At 71.7% G+C, this 16,905-nt stretch carries 19 protein-coding genes; 12 read left to right on the top strand and 7 right to left on the bottom strand.

Annotated features, from left to right (window positions below; genetic code table 11):
- Window positions 1-14 precede the first annotated feature (14 nt).
- From HP507_RS07000 to HP507_RS06980, 5 genes are all read left to right on the top strand, one after another.
- Window positions 15-992 (top strand): carbohydrate ABC transporter permease, encoded by a 978-nt coding sequence (locus HP507_RS07000; protein ID WP_175351074.1) that lies wholly within the window; start codon window positions 15-17, stop codon window positions 990-992.
- The gene (locus tag HP507_RS06995) at window positions 985-1,875 is read left to right on the top strand and encodes a carbohydrate ABC transporter permease (RefSeq protein ID WP_175351073.1); all 891 of its coding nucleotides are present in this window, start codon (window positions 985-987) and stop codon (window positions 1,873-1,875) included. The genes HP507_RS07000 and HP507_RS06995 overlap by 8 nt, the downstream gene beginning before the upstream one ends.
- 62 nt (window positions 1,876-1,937) lie before the next feature.
- Window positions 1,938-3,281, top strand: a complete 1,344-nt coding sequence (locus HP507_RS06990) for an alpha-L-fucosidase (protein WP_175351072.1) — start codon at window positions 1,938-1,940, stop codon at window positions 3,279-3,281.
- Window positions 3,281-3,601 (top strand): L-rhamnose mutarotase, encoded by a 321-nt coding sequence (locus tag HP507_RS06985; RefSeq protein ID WP_175351071.1) that lies wholly within the window; start codon window positions 3,281-3,283, stop codon window positions 3,599-3,601. The genes HP507_RS06990 and HP507_RS06985 overlap by 1 nt, the downstream gene beginning before the upstream one ends.
- The gene (locus tag HP507_RS06980) at window positions 3,598-4,554 is read left to right on the top strand and encodes an aldo/keto reductase (protein ID WP_175351070.1); all 957 of its coding nucleotides are present in this window, start codon (window positions 3,598-3,600) and stop codon (window positions 4,552-4,554) included. Before HP507_RS06985 ends, HP507_RS06980 begins: the two co-directional genes overlap by 4 nt.
- 84 nt (window positions 4,555-4,638) lie before the next feature.
- On the opposite strand, the gene HP507_RS06975 is transcribed toward HP507_RS06980, so the two are convergent.
- From HP507_RS06975 to HP507_RS06950, 6 genes are all read right to left on the bottom strand, one after another.
- Window positions 4,639-4,917, bottom strand: a complete 279-nt coding sequence (locus tag HP507_RS06975) for a GlsB/YeaQ/YmgE family stress response membrane protein (RefSeq protein WP_175351069.1) — start codon at window positions 4,915-4,917, stop codon at window positions 4,639-4,641.
- A 94-nt stretch (window positions 4,918-5,011) separates the two neighbouring features.
- Window positions 5,012-5,689 (bottom strand): FadR/GntR family transcriptional regulator, encoded by a 678-nt coding sequence (locus HP507_RS06970; protein WP_175351068.1) that lies wholly within the window; start codon window positions 5,687-5,689, stop codon window positions 5,012-5,014.
- A 91-nt stretch (window positions 5,690-5,780) separates the two neighbouring features.
- The gene (locus HP507_RS06965; RefSeq protein ID WP_175351067.1) at window positions 5,781-6,530 is read right to left on the bottom strand and encodes an SDR family NAD(P)-dependent oxidoreductase; all 750 of its coding nucleotides are present in this window, start codon (window positions 6,528-6,530) and stop codon (window positions 5,781-5,783) included.
- Window positions 6,530-7,399, bottom strand: coding sequence for a fumarylacetoacetate hydrolase family protein (locus HP507_RS06960; protein ID WP_175351066.1), 870 nt, complete (start codon window positions 7,397-7,399; stop codon window positions 6,530-6,532). Before HP507_RS06960 ends, HP507_RS06965 begins: the two co-directional genes overlap by 1 nt.
- 41 nt (window positions 7,400-7,440) lie before the next feature.
- Complete coding sequence (locus HP507_RS06955) at window positions 7,441-8,280, bottom strand: amidohydrolase family protein (RefSeq protein WP_217508559.1); 840 nt, start codon at window positions 8,278-8,280, stop codon at window positions 7,441-7,443.
- A gap of 53 nt (window positions 8,281-8,333) precedes the next feature.
- Complete coding sequence (locus HP507_RS06950) at window positions 8,334-8,597, bottom strand: glutaredoxin family protein (protein WP_175351065.1); 264 nt, start codon at window positions 8,595-8,597, stop codon at window positions 8,334-8,336.
- Window positions 8,598-8,672: 75 nt separating this feature from the next.
- Here HP507_RS06950 and HP507_RS06945 point away from each other — a divergent pair, with 75 nt between their 5' ends.
- The 7 genes from HP507_RS06945 to HP507_RS06915 all read left to right on the top strand — a co-directional run bounded on the left by HP507_RS06945 (window position 8,673) and on the right by HP507_RS06915 (window position 15,815).
- Window positions 8,673-9,644: a PrsW family intramembrane metalloprotease gene (locus tag HP507_RS06945; RefSeq protein WP_254700982.1), complete on the top strand. Its 972-nt coding sequence runs from the start codon at window positions 8,673-8,675 to the stop codon at window positions 9,642-9,644.
- A gap of 74 nt (window positions 9,645-9,718) precedes the next feature.
- Window positions 9,719-11,404, top strand: coding sequence for an adenosylhomocysteinase (locus tag HP507_RS06940; protein WP_175351063.1), 1,686 nt, complete (start codon window positions 9,719-9,721; stop codon window positions 11,402-11,404).
- A complete protein-coding gene (locus tag HP507_RS06935) occupies window positions 11,401-12,759 on the top strand; it encodes an amidohydrolase family protein (RefSeq protein ID WP_175351062.1) in 1,359 nt (452 codons plus the stop codon). Before HP507_RS06940 ends, HP507_RS06935 begins: the two co-directional genes overlap by 4 nt.
- Window positions 12,756-13,253 (top strand): cupin domain-containing protein, encoded by a 498-nt coding sequence (locus tag HP507_RS06930; protein WP_246328184.1) that lies wholly within the window; start codon window positions 12,756-12,758, stop codon window positions 13,251-13,253. The genes HP507_RS06935 and HP507_RS06930 overlap by 4 nt, the downstream gene beginning before the upstream one ends.
- 81 nt (window positions 13,254-13,334) lie before the next feature.
- Window positions 13,335-14,153, top strand: coding sequence for an ABC transporter substrate-binding protein (locus HP507_RS06925; RefSeq protein ID WP_175351061.1), 819 nt, complete (start codon window positions 13,335-13,337; stop codon window positions 14,151-14,153).
- Between the two features lie 4 nt (window positions 14,154-14,157).
- The gene (locus HP507_RS06920) at window positions 14,158-15,036 is read left to right on the top strand and encodes an amino acid ABC transporter permease (protein ID WP_175351060.1); all 879 of its coding nucleotides are present in this window, start codon (window positions 14,158-14,160) and stop codon (window positions 15,034-15,036) included.
- A complete protein-coding gene (locus HP507_RS06915) occupies window positions 15,033-15,815 on the top strand; it encodes an amino acid ABC transporter ATP-binding protein (RefSeq protein WP_175351059.1) in 783 nt (260 codons plus the stop codon). The genes HP507_RS06920 and HP507_RS06915 overlap by 4 nt, the downstream gene beginning before the upstream one ends.
- A gap of 108 nt (window positions 15,816-15,923) precedes the next feature.
- Here HP507_RS06915 and HP507_RS06910 read toward each other — a convergent pair whose 3' ends face one another.
- The gene (locus tag HP507_RS06910) at window positions 15,924-16,889 is read right to left on the bottom strand and encodes an NAD(P)H-quinone oxidoreductase (RefSeq protein WP_175351058.1); all 966 of its coding nucleotides are present in this window, start codon (window positions 16,887-16,889) and stop codon (window positions 15,924-15,926) included.
- Window positions 16,890-16,905: the final 16 nt, after the last annotated feature.

Here is a 16,905-nt window from a genome sequence, read left to right as displayed (position 1 = left end):
GAGGAGGTCGTCGCATGACCACCATCCAGGACCCACCGGCCGAGGCAGCCGTCCCCGCCGTCGCGACCGCGGTCGCGAGCGGTACGGTGACGCCCCGCCCGAAGGGCGGCGACGCCCCCGGCGTCGTCGGCCGGCGCTCGTGGTGGGGCGCCGCGTTCGCCGCCCCGCACTCGATCGGCCTCGTCGTGTTCACGGCGTTCCCGATCATCGCGTCGCTCGTCGTGAGCTTCATGAACTGGCCCATGCTCGGCGAACGCAGCTGGGCGGGGTTCGACAACTACGCGAAGCTCTTCACCGACCCGATCTTCCGAACGGTCACGCTGAACACGGTCGCGTTCGTGGTGCTGTACGTGCCGCTGAACCTCGTCGTGTCGCTCGGGCTCGCCGCCTGGCTGACGCCGAAGATCCGGCACCGGCACGTGTTCCGGGTACTGTTCTTCATCCCGACGGTGACGCCGATCGTGGCGAACGTCGTCGTGTGGCGGATGCTGTACCAGCCCGGCGGCGCCATCGACGCGACGCTGCAGTCGACCGTCGGCGTGCACGCGCCGAACTTCCTCGCCGACGACAAGTGGGCGATGCTCGCCGTCGTCGCGATGAGCGTCTGGCAGGGCTTCGGCTACAACATGCTGATCTTCTCGGCGGCGCTCGACTCGGTGCCGGAGAACCAGCTCGAGGCCGCGCAGCTCGACGGGGCGAACGCCTGGCAGCTGTTCTGGCGGATCAAGTTCCCGCTCATCTCGCCGTCGGTCTTCTTCGCCACCATGATGACCCTCATCACCTCGTTCCAGGTGTTCGTCCAACCCTTCGTGCTGACGAAGGGCGGACCCGGCACCGCGACCGAGACGCTCGTGCAGTACATCTACAACACGGGCTTCCAGACGCAGCAGCTCGGACTCGCCTCGGCGGGGGCCTGGGTGCTGTTCGTCATCATCCTCGGCATCACAGCCGTGCAGTTCCTCGGACAGAAGCGGTGGGTGCACTATGAGTGAGCTGACCTCGTCCAACCGGACGATCAACCCGCGGGCGGTGCCCCGCACGCACCGTCAGACCGGTCGGGTGCGCCGTGCCGTCGGCTACGTGCTGCTCTGCCTGGTGGCGCTGCTGTTCGTCTCGCCGCTCATCTACATGGTGGCGACCAGCCTGAAGCCGTCGGCCGACGTGTTCACCACGCCGCCGACGCTCTGGGGCTCCTCGTTCGAGTGGTCGAACTACGTGCAGGCGTTCACGTACCTGCCGTTCGCGCGGTTCATCCTCAACGGCGTGTTCGTCGCAGCGGCCGGCACCGCCATCAACGTCGTCGTCGCGGTGCTGTCGGGGTACGCGTTCTCCCGGCTGCGGTGGCGCGGCCGGAACCTGGTGTTCGTCCTGTTCCTCGCCACGCTGATGATCCCGCAGGACGTCCTCGTCATCCCCATGTACGTGATGATGCAGGGCTTCGGCTGGGTCGACACGTTCCAGGCGCTCATCATCCCGTGGGCGTTCACGGCCCTCGGGGCGTTCCTCGTGCGGCAGTTCTTCCTCACCGTGCCGCAGGAACTCGACGACGCAGCACGGGTCGACGGGGCGGGGACGATCCGGACGTTCTTCTCCGTGATGCTCCCGCTCGCCCGGCCGACCATGGCCGTCCTCGCGGTGTTCTCGTTCATCGCGTACTGGAACTCGTTCCTGTGGCCGCTCGTCGTCGTCAACGACGTCGAGGCCCGCGGCACCATCCCGCTCGGCCTGCAGCAGTTCTTCGGGCAGCAGGGCTCCGAGTGGAACCTCGTGATGGCGGCGTCGGTGATCTCGATGCTGCCGACCGTGATCCTGCTCGTCGTGCTCCAGAAGCACCTCGTCAAGGGCATCGTCACCTCCGGTCTCGGCGGCCGGTAGCCGACCTCGCCAGGGCGCACCGCGCCTCCCGTTCGTCCCCCTCAGAAAGGAAACCGGCCCACATGACCATCACCGCACCTGCAGAGCCGCAGACCGCGACCGACGCCGCCGGACTGCCCGCGTGGTTCACCCACGACCGGTTCGGCATGTTCATCCACTGGGGCCTCTACGCGCTCCCGGCCCGGCACGAGTGGGTGAAGAACCGCGAGCGGATCACCGACGCCGACTACCAGAAGTACTTCGACCACTTCGATCCGGACCTGTTCGACGCCGCGGACTGGGCCCGACGCGCGCGCGAGGCGGGCATGAAGTACGTCGTGCTCACCACGAAGCACCACGAGGGCTTCGCGCTCTGGGACTCGGCCCTCACCGACTACAAGGCCACGAACACCCGGTTCGGTCGGGACATCGTGCGCGAGTTCGTCGACGCCGTGCGGGCCGAGGGGCTCCGGGTCGGCTTCTACCACTCGCTCATCGACTGGCACCACCCGGACTTCACCGTCGACGGGGTGCACCCGCGGCGGGACGACGGGGAGGCCGAGATCGCCCGGCTCAACGAGGGCCGCGACATGGCCCGGTACCGCGAGTACCTGCACGGCCAGGTGTCCGAGCTGCTCACGGACTACGGCCGCATCGACTACCTCTTCTACGACTTCTCGTACCGGGACAACGACCACGAGGACATCTGGGGCGGCAAGGGCCGCGACGACTGGGGCTCGGAGGAGCTCATGGCGCTCACCAAGCGCCTGCAGCCCGGCATCATCGTCAACGACCGGCTCGACATCCCCGGCGACCTCGTCACTCCCGAGCAGTACCAGCCGGACAAGCCGATGGAGGTCGACGGCGTCCGGGTGCCGTGGGAGGCGTGCCAGACCCTCAACGGCTCGTGGGGCTACGACCGCGACAACCTCAACGTGAAGAGCGTCGACCTGCTCGTCCGGATGCTCGTCGACGGGGTGTCGAACAACGGGAACATGCTCCTCAACGTCGGGCCCACCGGCCGCGGCGAGTTCGACGGTGTCGCACGGTCGGCGCTCGCCGGGATCGGTTCGTGGATGCACCAGCACGCGCGATCGGTGTACGGCGCCGGCCCGTCGGAGTTCCGCGCCCCCGCCGGGACGGTCTACACGCAGAACGGGAACCGGCTCTACCTGCACCTGTTCACGTGGCCGTTCGAGCACGTGCACCTGCCGGACCTCGCCGGGCGCGTTGCGTATGCGCAGCTGCTGAACGACGCGTCGGAGATCCACTACCGCGAGATCCCGCCGGGGACCCGGGCCCAGAACACGGGGCTCGGTGGGCAGCCGGCCGGGACGCTGACGCTCACGCTGCCGATCGTCCGCCCGGACGTGGCCGTGCCGGTGGTCGAGCTGTTCCTCCGTGACGACGCCGTGGCGGGCCGCTAGTGCAGCGGATCCTCTCGCGGACGCGGCTGCGGGCGGGGAGCGAGGCGGAGTACGAACGCGTGCACGCCTCGATCCCGCCGGCACTCGCCGAACGGCTCCGAGCCGCCGGGGTGACGAACTGGAGCATCTGGCGGGACGGGCAGGACCTGTTCCACCTCATCGAGGTCGACGACTACCGTGCGATGCGTCGGTCGCTCGCCGACGACCCCGTGAACGTCGCCTGGCAGGAGATCGTGAACCCACTGCTCGAGGCCGACGACGACTACTCGGGCGACGACGAAGGCATTCCGCTCGTCTGGACCCTGGAAGGGCAGTCATGACCGACATCCCGTTCGACGACGGGCCGTTCTGGCTCGGCGGCGCCGGCATCGGGAACCTGCTGCGCCCGGTGTCCGACGCCGACGCCCGCGCGACCATCGACGCCGCGTGGGAGGCCGGCGTGCGCGGCTTCGACACGGCGCCGCACTACGGTCTCGGGCTGTCCGAGCGTCGACTCGGGGCAGCGCTCGCCGACCGGCCGCGGGACTCCTACCTGGTGTCCACGAAGGTCGGCCGGCTCCTCGTTCCCGCTCGGGGCGAGGGCGACGACCTGGAGTCGGGCGGGTTCGCGGTGCCGGACGACCTCGTGCGGCAGTGGGACCCGTCACCGTCGGGCGTTCGGCGGTCGCTCGACGAGTCCCTCGAGCGGCTCGGCCTCGACCGGGTGGACATCGCGTACCTGCACGACCCGGACGTGTACTCGTTGCGGGACGGGCTGACGCAGGCGTTGCCGACGCTGGCCGAGCTCCGGGACGAGGGCGTGGTGCGGGCCGTCGGCGTGGGCTCGAACTCGGTGGCGGCGCTGTCCGCCGCGGTGCAGACCGGGCTGTGCGACGTGGTCATGCTCGCCGGGCGGTACACGCTCCTCGAGCAGCCTGCTGCGGCGCTCGTCGAACGCTGCGCTTCCCTCGGCGTGGCCGTGGTCGCGGTCGGCGTGTACAACTCCGGGCTGCTCGGGCAGGTGCGACCGTCGGCCGGCGCGAGCTACGACTACGCCGAGGCGCCGGCGGGGCTCATCGCTCGGGCGAACGCGATCGCCGACGTCTGCGAACGTCACGGCGTGACGCTGCCCGAGGCCGCCCTCGCGTTCCCGCGTCGAGCGGACGCGGTGCGGGCGATCGCCCTCGGCGCCCAGTCCGCCGACCAGGTCCGCGAGAACGTGGAGCGGGCGGCCGTCGACGTGCCGGACGCCCTGTGGGACGACCTCCGCGCGGCAGGCCTGCTCGAGGTCTGAGCAGCCCGGGTACCTCCGGACGAAGAACACCCCGAGCCACGCGGAAGCGCGGCTCGGGGTGTCTTGGGTTGTGCGGTGCCTCGACTAGCGGGTGCGCGTCGAGCGGCCCGCGAACCGCGTGTAGATGAACAGCACGATGATCGCGCCGATGATCGATCCGATGATGCCGGCCGGCTGGAAGAAGCCGTCCATCGGGTCGTGCTGGAAGATCAGGAACCCGAGGAAGCCCCCGACGAACGACCCGACGATGCCGAGCACGATCGTCATGAGGATCGACATGTGCTGCCTGCCGGGGATGATGAGCCGAGCGAGCGCGCCGGCGATGAGTCCGATGATGATCAGGCTGATGATGAGACCGAGCACGGTTTCCTCCTTGTGGGGTCCTCGTGTCCAGCGGGTTGCCGGTTCACGACCAGCACCCGAGACAACACCGCTCTTCCTCAGCGGGCGTCCAGGTTCAGTCCAGGGAACGACGGAGCCAGCGCTCGACGCCCTCGACGTGGGACACGACGAGGGCCTGCACGAGCTGCGGGTCCCGTCGCCGGATCGCGTCCACGATGGCGGCGTGCTCGTCGAGGGTGCGCTGCACCGAGCCGTTCTGGGTGAGTCCGCGCCACACCCGGACCCGCACCGTCTTGCTGGACAGCGCGTCGAGGAGCCCGGACAGGTACTGGTTGCCGCCGATGCCGGCGATCGTCGAGTGGAAGAGGAGGTCGTGCGCGACGAGGTCCTCGACGCCGGTGTCCTCGCCCACCGAGTTCATCAGCGTCGCGAGGTCGTCGATCTGCTGCTCCGAGGCGCGGGCGGTCGCGAGGACGGCGGAGGCCGGCTCGAGGATGCGCCGGACCTCGAGCAGGTCCACGAGGGAACGGTCGTGGTGCATGTCGACGACGAACGACACCGCTTCCAGCAGCACGGCCGGTTCGAGGGACGTCACGTACGTGCCGTCGCCCCGCCGGACGTCGAGCACGCGGATGAGTTCGAGGGCCTTCACCGCCTCGCGCAGGCTGTTCCGGGACAGGCCGAGGGACTCACTGAGCTCCTTCTCGGGCGGGAGGCGCTGCCCGGGTTGGAGCTCGCCGCTCACGATCATCTGCTGGATGCGCGCGATCGCGTCGTCGGTCAGCGAAGCCACGTCACCACCTCCTGCTCAGCCCGCTCGCGGACGCGGGCGGACAGGACGACGATAGCCGCGCCTCCCGTCCGCCCCGCGCAGCCGGCGAGCGTCATCCGGCCGGCCGCAGCCGGAGGGCCTGCATCCCGCCGTCGACCGCGAGGTCGACGCCCGTCGTCGACCTGGCGAGCGGGCTCGTCAGGTAGGCGACGGCTTCGGCCACCTCCTCGGGGGCGACGAGGCGTCCGTGGGGTTGCCGCGCCTCCAGGGCCGCCCGTTCCGCGGCGGGGTCCTCCGCGGTCGAGAGCAGCCGCGCGACCCACGGGGTGTCCGCGGTGCCGGGGTTGACGGCGTTGACGCGGATGCCCTCCCGGAGGTGGTCCGCGGCCATCGCGCGGGTGAGGGCGGCGATGGCCCCCTTCGTCGCGGAGTACAGGGCCCGCTGGGGGAGTCCGGCGGTGGCGGCGATCGAGCAGGTGTTGACGATGCTGGCGGCGTCGGACCGGCGGAGGTGCGGCAGGCACGCGCGGGAGAGCCGCACGGCACCGAGCACGTTCACCTCGTACACGCGTCGCCACTCGTCGTCGGGGTTGTCCTCGACGGTGCCCTGGGCGCCGATGCCGGCGTTGTTGACGAGGACGTCGAGGCCACCGAGCGCGTCGACGGCGGCGGTGACCGCGGCGCGGACCGACTCGTCGTCCGCGACGTCGCAGGTCGCCGAGAACACGTCCTCGGCGACGGACGGCTGCAGGTCGAGCACGGCCACGGTGGCCCCGCGGTCCTGCAGTGCGGCGGCGATCGCGGCGCCGATGCCGGAGGCGCCGCCGGTGACGATCGCACGGAGGCCGTCGTGCGAGCCCATCAGGCTGATCCGACCGTCTGGCGCTGCGTCCCCAGGCCGTCCGCGGTCAGCTCGACGACGTCGCCGGGCCGCAGGTACGGGGCGTGTCCCGCGAGCGCGACGCCCGCCGGGGTGCCGGTGCTGATCACGTCGCCCGGGTACAGGACCATGAACTGCGACAGGTACCGGATGATCTCGGCAGGCCGGAAGATCATGTCCGCGGTCGTGCCGTCCTGCCGGACCTCGCCGTTCACGGTGAGGCGCAGCGCGAGGGCCCCGGGGTCGAGGCCGGCTTCCTGCAGCGACGACGGCGTGACGAGCCACGGTCCGAGCGGGTTGAACGTCTCGCACGACTTGCCCTTGTCCCACTGCCCGCCGCGCTCGAGCTGGAACTCCCGTTCCGAGACGTCGTTCGCGATGGCGTAGCCGGCGATGTGGGTCGCGGCCTCGTCCTCGGACTCGCAGTACCGAGCGGTGGTGCCGATCACGACGGCGAGCTCGACCTCCCAGTCGGTCTTCGTGCTGCCGCGGGGGACGAGGACCTCGTCGTCGGGACCGATCACCGTCATCGGGTCCTTCATGAAGACGATGGGCTCCGTGGGGATCTCGGCGCCGGTCTCGGCCGCATGGTCCCGGTAGTTCAGGCCGATGCAGACGACCTTGCCGGGTCGGGCGATCGGGGCACCGCGGCGGAGGCTGCCGGCTTCGGCGCCGTCGAGCACGGGCAGGTCGCCCACGGCGCGGGCGTGCTGCACGGCGGCGACCGGGTCGGACGCCAGGAACGGGCCGCTGATGTCGCCCGTGATGCTCCTGAGGTCGAGGACCTCGCCGTCGGTGTCGATGGCCACGGGGATCTCGCTCCCCGCTGGGCCCAGTCGTGCGAACCGCATCGTTCCTCGCTCTCCTGCTGCGCCGGTGCAGCGGAAACATCCTACGTCTGCGCGGGGCTTCCGGCAAGGTACACACGCTCGGCCGTCCCGCGGAACACGGCGTCCCGTTCCGACGAGGAGAGGTCGGCGAGGGCATCGCGTGTCGTCCGCAGCACCTCGTCGTACGTGCCCACCAGGGTCGACACCGGCCAGTCCGAGCCGTACATCGAGCGGTCCGGGCCGAAGCGTTCGACGACCTCGCGGGCGTACCGGGCGACGGGGCGATCGCGCCAGGAGCTGCCGGCCTCGGTGAGGAGTCCGGAGACCTTGCACGTGACCTGCGGTCGGTCGGCGAAGTCGCGCATCCGGTCTCGCCACGCGTCAGCGACGTCGGGTCCGTCATCGGCGATCGCGGGCTTGCCGGCGTGGTCGAGCACGAAGGACGCCTCGGGGACGGCGTCGACGAGGGTGAGTGCTGCGGTGTGTTCGCGCGCACGGACGAGCAGGTCGAACACCAGCCCGGCCTCGGCCAGCGCCCGGACCCCGCGCGCGACGTCGGGGCGGGCGAGCCAATCGGGGTCGGCCTCGTCCTGCGCCTGGTGCCGGATCCCCACCAGCCGGGGGTGCGCGTCGGACGCCAGGCGATCGGCCACGTCCGGCGCGGTCAGGTCGACCCACCCCACCACGCCGGCCACGGGGGACGGCTGCGTCAGGAGCCAGGCGGTCTCGTCCGGGTCGTGCACGGCCTGCACGACGATCGTCCTCGTGACGCCGGTGTCGTGCGAGACGGCGCGGAGATCGTCCACGTCGAACCGGCGACGGATCGGTGCGACGGAGTCGTCCATCCAGGGGTACGGCCGGTCCGCGGGGTCCCAGAGGTGGTGGTGAGCGTCGATGATCACGCCGCCATCATGCCCGATTCATCCGATGTCCGGGCGGCGGGCGGAGTCGCGCGTCAGACGACGCCCGCGGCCTCGAGCTCCGAGCGCAGCTCCGCATCGGACGGCTCGACGAAGTGCTTCCCGTTCGGCAGCACCACGACGGGGATGTTCTTGCGCCCGCTGATCTCCTCGGCGCGCCCGGCGGCCGACAGGTCCGCCTCGACGTCCACGTACTCGTAGTCCACACCGAGCGTGTCGAGCAGCGCCTTGGAGCGGCGGCAGTCGCGGCACCAGTCCGCGCCGAACATCGTGACCTTGTCAGGGGTGGCTTCGCTCATGTCCACAGAGTACGTCCGAGCGGGCCGCCGCATTCCCGTGACCGCGAGTCACGTCCGGGGAGCAGCATGGCGGCCATGAGCCTGCCCCTCGACGCCAGCGCCGCCCACCTGCACCACCGCCACGGATGGTGGTGGAAGACCCTGCTCGTGGGCTTCCTGCTGTGGGCCGTCACCATCGTCGTCACCGTGTCGACGCAGAACACGAACCTCGTGCCGACGATCATCCTGCTCGGGAGCTTCCTCGTGCCCTTCACGGTCGTGCTCTTCGTCATCGAACGGGTGACCGGGACGGTGAGCACCATGCAGCTCGTCGTGGCCTTCTTCGTCGGGGGCATCCTCGGCGTGCTCGGCGCGTCGCTGCTCGAGGCCGACCTCCGGGCCGGAGCCGCCGTGTACGTCGCGGTCGGCTTCGTCGAGGAGTTCGTCAAGGGCGTGCTGCTCGTGGTGGTCGGCTGGCGCGTGCGTCCGAAGACCGCGCGGCAGGGGGCGCTCCTCGGCGCGACGATCGGCGCCGGCTTCGCGGCCTTCGAATCGGCCGGGTACGCGTTCAACGCCGCCATCACGGCGCAGGGGATCGATCTCGCCTCCCTGCTGCAGACCGAGGTCGCCCGCGCCGTGCTGTCACCGATCGGGCACGTGCTCTGGACCGCGATCCTCGGAGCGGCCCTGTTCGGTGCCGCGCGGGGCCGGGCACGGTTCCGCTGGTCCGGGGCCGTCCTCGGTGCCTACGTCGCGGTGTCGGTACTGCACGGGCTGTGGGACTCGAACTCGACGATCTCGACGCTGCTCGCGTTCATCGTCACCGGCACGCCGTTCTCGGCAGCGCGCAACGGGTACGTCCCCGACGGCATCGCCGGCGTCGCGACGACGCTCTACGTCGCGGGGCTCGCGATCGTGTCGGTCATCGGCGTGGTCGTCCTCGTCGCGGTGCTGCGGCACCACCGCCGCATCGACCGGACCGGCGGGGCGACGTCGGTCCCCGGGTGGGGCCCGGCGGGTGCCGACGGTCGGTGGGACGGGACACCGCCCCCGCACACGCTGCGCTGAGCCGGCCAGGACCGGGCGCGGGGCCGGGCGGGCACGGGCCGTGGGCCGGCGCCGGGCCGCCCTACGATTGAGCCATGCCGCCAGGACCCGACCCCGAGACGCGAGCCTGGGCTTCGGCGGCCGTCCGGCGCTTCGCGCGCGCCACGAACATGCTCGTCGCCGCGCGCCGGTTCCGCATCGTCGGCGGCGACTCCCGCGACGTCGCCGCACTGCACGCCCTGCTGACCGGACTCGGCGCGCGTCCGGCCGCCGAGCAGGAGCCGGTCGACCAGCTCTGGTGTCTCGGTACGCCCGACGAGACCACCCCGGTCATCGAGCGCGAGGCGGACCGTCCGCGGGGCGCCACCCTCGTGGTGATCGACGCCGGCCGGCACCTGCCCGCCGTCGACGAGGACGCGTTCGGCCCCGTCGCCGCCGCCCGCCCCGGCGTGCTGAACGCCCCCGTGCTCGCCGACGACGTGTTCTTCGTCTCGAGCGGCCGTGACCCCGAGGACGACCCCGCGGCCGAGGCCCGCCTGCGTTGGGCGCGCCGCTCGATGCCGGTCTCACGTGCCGTGGCGGCCGAGCTCCGGGACGGCGGGCTGCTCCGCGGCACGAGGATCGGCGTGGCGATGTTCCTCGAGCCGAAGACCGCCGTGCTGAGCCTGCTCCTCCGGGACGCCGGCGCCGAGGTCGTCGTGTACGCGCACGCCGACGAGACCGACGACGCCGTCGCTTCGTCGCTCCGGGCCGCGGGGCTGGCCGTGCACGCGAGCAGCGCGGCGTCGACGGCGGAGCAGAAGGCGTTCGCCCTCGCGATGCTCGACACCCGGCCGCACATCCTCCTCGACGACGGGTCCCACCTCATCCGGCTCGCCCACCAGGAGCGCCCGGAACTGCTGCCGACGATGCTCGGCGCCGCCGAGGAGACCACGAGCGGTCTCCGCCCCCTGCGGGTCATGGCGTCGCGGGGCGAGCTCGGCATCCCCGTGGTCGCGGTGAACGACGCCCGCACGAAGACGTTCTTCGACAACCGGTACGGCACCGGGCAGTCGACGGTGTTCGCGGCGCTCGACCTGCTCGACGGGCTCCCGTCCGGCACGCACCGGGCGGTTCCGGGAGGCGCGGCGGTCGTCGCCGGCTACGGGCACGTCGGCGAGGGGGTCGCCCTGGTGCTCGCCGCGCTCGGCTTCCGGGTGACGGTCGCCGAGACGGACCCCGTGCGCGCCCTGCAGGCGCTGTTCGCCGGGTACGAGGTGGCGCCCCTGACCGACGCCGTTCGCGACGCCGACCTCGTCATGAGTGCGACGGGCGTGGCGGACACGATCGGCCTCGCGGTGCTGCGGGCGTGCGCGGACGGCGCGGTCGTGGCGGTCGCCGGCGGGGTCGACCAGGAGATCGCGATCGACCACGCGCTCGCCGACGGAGCCGTGCGGACACCGATCGGCCGGAAGGTCGAGCGGTTCGTGTGGGAGGACGGCCACGACGTGCTCGTGCTCGACGGCGGCGGCTGCATCAACATCACGGCTGCCGAGGGCAACCCGATCGAGATCATGGACCTGTCCTTCGCCGCCCAGCTCGGCGCGGTCCGGATGCTCCTCGAGCACGGCGACGAGCTCGACCGCGACGTCGTGCCGATCGACCCCGCGGTGGACGAGGCGACCGCGCGCACGGCGCTCGCCGCGTTCGGGAGCCGCCCTGTGCCTCCCGTCCGCCCTGCGGCACAGCCCGCGGACCGCGAGCCGGACGTCCGCACCCGCCGCTTCGGGGACCCGGCATGACCGCCGCGCACCCCGTGACGGTGCACTCGGCGCGCATCGTCGTGCCGATGACCGCCCCGCCCATCGCGGACGGCGCAGTCGCGGTGCAGGACGGTCGGATCCTGCACGTCGGCGACCGCTCGTGGGTCGTCGACCAGCTCGCCGGGTCGGGGACGTCGTTCACCGAACGGCGGTGGCGCGGCGCCCTCCTCCCCGGACTCGTCAACGCGCACTCGCACTTGCAGTACACCGGCATGGCCAGTGTCGGCCAGCGCCAGTACGACGGATTCGAGGACTGGGCCGTCGCGTTCAACGAGGAGTACGCCCGACCGCACGACTGGCAGGCCGAAGCCGCTGCCGGGGCGGCGGCGTCGATCCTCGCGGGCGTGACGAGCATCGCCGACATCGTCACCGACATCGAGGCCTCGAACGCGCTCGAGACGTACGGCCTCGGCGGCATCGCCTACTGGGAGGTGATGGACTGGGAGAACGACGCCTGGCAGGCCCACGGCCGCGACCAGGTCCTCGCCGAACTCGAGCGGATCCCGACGACGCCCGGCGCGGGGCTCTCGCCGCACGCGCCGTACTCCCTCGACGTCGCACCCCTGCTCGAGCTGCCCGACATCGTCCGGCAGCGGGGCCTCCGGCTGCACCTGCACCTCGGCGAGGCCGCGTTCGAGGGCGAACGGATCGCGCTCGGGCCGGTCCCCGGGCTCGAGGGCGTCGACGGTGTCGGGCACGGCAGCGACTGGCACCTCGCGAACGTGCCCTCGTTCCGGGCGATGCGAGCGCTCGGGTTCGGGGCGAGCGCGACGGTGTTCGTCGACCGGCTCGGCGTGCTCGGTCCCGACTGCCACATCGCGCACGGCGTCTACATGACGGCAGCCGACCGCGCACTGCTGCGGGCACGCGGGACCGCCGTCGCGCTCTGCCCGCGCTCGAACGCCGTCATCGGGCTCGACCCGCCGCCCGTCGCCGACTACCTGCGCGAGGGCAGTCCGATCGCCATCGGCACCGACTCGCTGGCGTCGTCTCCGTCGCTCGACCTCATGGCCGACGTCACCGCGCTCCACCGGATCGCCCGGGCCCAGGGCTACGGCCACCGGGACCTGCACGAGCGGCTCCTCGCGGCCGCCACCCTCGGCGGCGCGCACGCGATGGGACTCGCGGTCGGGCCGGACCGGATCGGGCACCTCGCCGTCGGCGCCCGCGCGGACCTCGCCGTGTTCGACGTCGATGCCCGCACCGTCCCGGACGCGATGGCCGAACTCGTCGAGGACGGGTCCGGCCGGGCGGTCGCGACCGTCATCCGCGGCGTCGTCCGGGCCGCGGACGGCGCGCTCGTCCCGCACCCCACACCCCAGGAGGAACCATGACCGAGACCGCACCCCGACCCGGCATGGCCGCCCGACGCACCGTGGGCGGCGAGCTCATCGAGTGGCTCGACGTGCCCAAGCGCGCCGTCGCCCTCGGCATGGAGCCGCACCCCGAGGGCGGTTGGTACGTCCGCACCTGGACCTCGCCCGCGACCGTGTCGACGCCCGCGGGCGAGCGGCCCGCCGCGACGCTCATCCACTTCCTGCTGCCCCCGGGGGAGGCGTCCGCGTGGCACCGGGTGACGAGCGACGAGATCTGGATGTGGCACGGCCCGGACACCGTCGAGCTGCAGCTCGGCGGCGACGGCGACCAGCCCGAACCCGGAGCGACGATCACGCTCGGCCCCGACGCCGGACGGGACCGGGTGAACGACGCGCAGGCGTTCGTGCGGGGCGGCGTGTGGCAGCGGACGCTCCCCGGCGACGGCGAGGTGCTGCTCAGCTGCCTGGTGTCGCCGGGCTTCTCGTTCGAGGACTTCACGCTCGCCCGGTAACGCCGCTTCACGCGTGCTCGCTGGTATGCCAGCGGGAAGTACACTGCTCCCTGCCCCGACCACTCGCACGAAGGCCCGACCGTGACCCGATCCCTCCGTCTCACCCTCACCGTCGCCACCGCCGCGGTCGCCGCACTCGCGCTCTCCGCCTGCGCGTCCGGCAGCAGCAGCGCCGACGGCACCGTCACCGACGGCAAGCTCACGATCGCCACCGGGCAGCCCGCGTACTCGCCGTGGGTCGAGGACAACAAGCCGCAGTCCGGCAAGGGCTTCGAGTCCGCCGTGGCGTACGCCGTCGCGAAGGAGATGGGGTACGCGAAGTCCGACGTGGTCTGGAAGCGCAGCACCTTCGACAGCGCGATCGCACCGGGCCCGAAGGACTGGGACCTCAACATCCAGCAGTTCTCGATCGACGCGAAGCGCAAGAAGGCCGTCGACATGTCGAGCGCGTACTACACGACGACGCAGGCCGTCGTGACGACCGCGAAGTCGAAGGCCGTCGACCACACCACGATCGACGCGCTCAAGAAGGACGCGATCGGGGTCGCGACCGGGTCGACCTCGATCGCCAGCGTGAAGAGCGTGCTCGGCGTCACCCCGCAGGTCTTCAACTCGAACGACGACGCCGTGCTGGCGCTCAAGTCGGGGCAGATCGACGCGATCGTGACCGACCTCCCGACCGCGTTCACCATGGCGTCGGCGCAGCTCGACGACGGCACCGTCTCGGCGCAGTTCCCGGCCGACGGCAAGGGCGACCAGTTCGGCTTCGTGCTGCCGAAGGCTTCCGAACTGACGAGCAAGGTCGACAAGGCCCTCGCCGCGCTCCAGAAGGACGGCACGCTCGAGGATCTGCAGACGAAGTGGCTCTCCTCGGAGACCGGCACCCCCGTCCTGAAGTAGCCGCGTGACCGTCCCAGCCGGCGCCGGCACACCGGTGGCCGCACCCGCGCCGAGCCAGATCGAGCTGGAACGCCGCCTCTACCGCCGGCAGCGTGGACGTCGCTCGATCGTGGTGTCGGTCGCCTCCACGGTGGTCGTCATCGCGGTCGTGTACTTCGGCGTCGTGAACACGCCCGGTTGGGCCGCGGTCCAGCAGTCGTTCTTCGACCCGCAGACCGCGATCGAGTCGTTCCCGTCGATCCTGCTCGGCCTGTGGTTGAACGTGCGGATCCTGTTCTTCAGCGCGATCGGCGTCGCCGTGTTCGGCACGCTGCTCGCGGTCGTCCGGGGCTTGCGCAACCCGGTGTTCTTCCCGCTGCGGATGCTCGCGACCGGGTACACGGACCTGTTCCGGGGCCTCCCGCTCATCATCGTGCTGTACCTGGTCGGCTACGGGATCCCCGGGCTCGGGGTCTTCCCGCGCCTGCCCGCCGAGGTCTGGGGCACGATCGCGATCGTCCTGACGTACTCGTCGTACATCGCCGAGGTGCTCCGCGCCGGCATGGAGGCCGTGCACCCCTCGCAGCGCCTCGCCGCCCGGTCGCTCGGCCTGTCGCACGCCAAGACGCTGCGGCTCGTGGTCCTGCCGCAGGCGATCCGCAAGGTCACGCCGGCCCTCATGAACGACTTCGTGTCGATGCAGAAGGACGTCGGTCTGGTGTCGATCCTCGGCGCCGTCGACGCGGTCCGGTCGGCGCAGATCGCCCAGGCGGAGACGTACAACTTCACGCCGTACTTCGTCGCCGGTCTGCTGTTCGTCGTGATCAGCCTGCCGCTGATCCGCGTCACGGACGCGATCGCGCGACGACAGCAGCGGCGTGAGCAGATCGGAGGGACCGTATGAGCGGCGCTGATGCGGGCCTGGAGGCGCGGGTCGGCACCGCACCGTCCGCTGCGGTCCTCGAGCTGCGCGGGGTGCGCAAGGCCTTCGGCGACGTCGAGGTCCTGCGCGGCATCGACCTGACGGTGCACCGCCACGAGGTCATCTGCGTGATCGGCGCCTCGGGCTCCGGCAAGTCGACGCTCCTCAAGACCGTGAACCTGCTCGAGGGTATCGACGACGGCGAGATCCTGCTCCAGGGCACGGACATCGCCGACCCGCGGATCGACGTCGACGCCACACGGGCCCGGATCGGCGTCGTCTTCCAGCAGTTCAACCTGTTCCCGCACATGAGCGTGCTCGACAACGTGACGCTCGCCTCGCGGCAGGTGCACGGCATCGGGCGCGCGGAGGCCGAGACGACCGCGAAGCGTCTCCTCGACCGGATCGGCCTGGCGGACTTCGCCGGGGCGTACCCGGACCGGCTGTCCGGCGGGCAGCAGCAGCGCGTCGCCATCGTCCGCGCGATCGCGTCCGACCCGGAACTGCTGCTGCTCGACGAGGTCACGAGCGCCCTCGACCCGCAGCTCGTCGGCGAGGTGCTCGACCTCGTCACCGAGCTGAAGCGGCAGGGGTCCACGATCCTGATGACCACGCACGAGATGCACTTCGCGCGCAACGTCGCCGACCGCATCGTGTTCCTGCACCGCGGCGAGGTCGTCGAGCAGGGCGCACCCGCCGAGGTGCTCGACGCCCCCCAGCACCCCGCGCTCGTCGAGTTCCTCACCCGCGTCCACGCCTGACCCGCACTTCCGCAAAACGCAACGTCGGCGGTTGTCCGCATCGGTGTACCGCTGCGAGAAACCGTGAACGTTGCGTTTTGCGGGTGGGGGTGATGTCTCCGCGAGTGCCTAGGGCGTCAGCAGCACCTTGCCGATGACCTCGCCGTCGCGGACGCGGCGGTGCGCCTCGGCGGCCTCGGCGAGGGGCAGGACCGAGTCGATCACCGGGCGCACACGACCGTCGGCGACGAACGGCCAGACGTTGTAGCGGACGGCCTCGACGATCGCGGCCTTCTCGTCGAGCGGACGTGCACGGAGCGTCGTCCCGCTGATCGTCGCCCGTTTCCGCATCATCGCGCCGAAGTCCAGCTCGCCCGTGCGGCCGCTGCCCGAGGCGATCACGGCGATGTGGCCGTTCGGTGCGAGGACCTCGAGGTTCCGGCCGAGGTACTCCGGCCCGACGACGTCGAGCACCACGTCGGCACCTCGGCCACCGGTGAAGTCGAGTGTGCGGGCGACGAAGTCCTCCGAACGGTGGTCGATCACGAGGTCGGCGCCGAGCTCCTCGGACGCGCGTACCTTGCGTTCGCCGCCGGACGTCGCGATCACCGTCGCCCCGAGGGCCTTCGCCCAGAGCACCGCGTGCGACCCCATCCCGCCCGTGCCGCCGTGCACCAGGAGCGTCTGCCCGGGACGGAGCCCGGCGAGCATGCCGACGTTGGAGTACACGGTGCACGCGGCTTCCGGGAGACCCGCTGCCTCCACCAGGCCGACGCCCTCGGGCACCGGCAGCACCTGTGTCGCGGGTGCGACGGCGAGCGAGGCGTAGCCGCCTCCGGAGAGCAGCGCGCAGACCCGGTCGCCCACCGCGAAGCCCTGCACACCGTCGCCGAGCGCGCGGACGGTGCCGGAGACCTCGAGCCCGAGGATCTCCGACGCTTCCGGCGGCGGCGGGTAGTTCCCCGCGGCCTGCTGCAGATCGGCGTTGTTCACCCCGGCGGCGGCCACCTCGATGAGGACCTCGCCCGCGCCCGGCACCGGGTCGGGGAGCTCGCCGGTGGTGAGGGAACCGTGGTCTGGGGTGATCGCTCGCATGCCCCCGACGGTACGC

It is taken from the genome of Curtobacterium pusillum (genome assembly GCF_013359865.1).
GTDB classification, from domain to species: Bacteria; Actinomycetota; Actinomycetes; order Actinomycetales; family Microbacteriaceae; genus Curtobacterium; species Curtobacterium pusillum.
The sequence above is the reverse complement of the archived record's forward strand: the minus strand, read 5'-3'. Positions and strand labels throughout refer to the sequence as shown.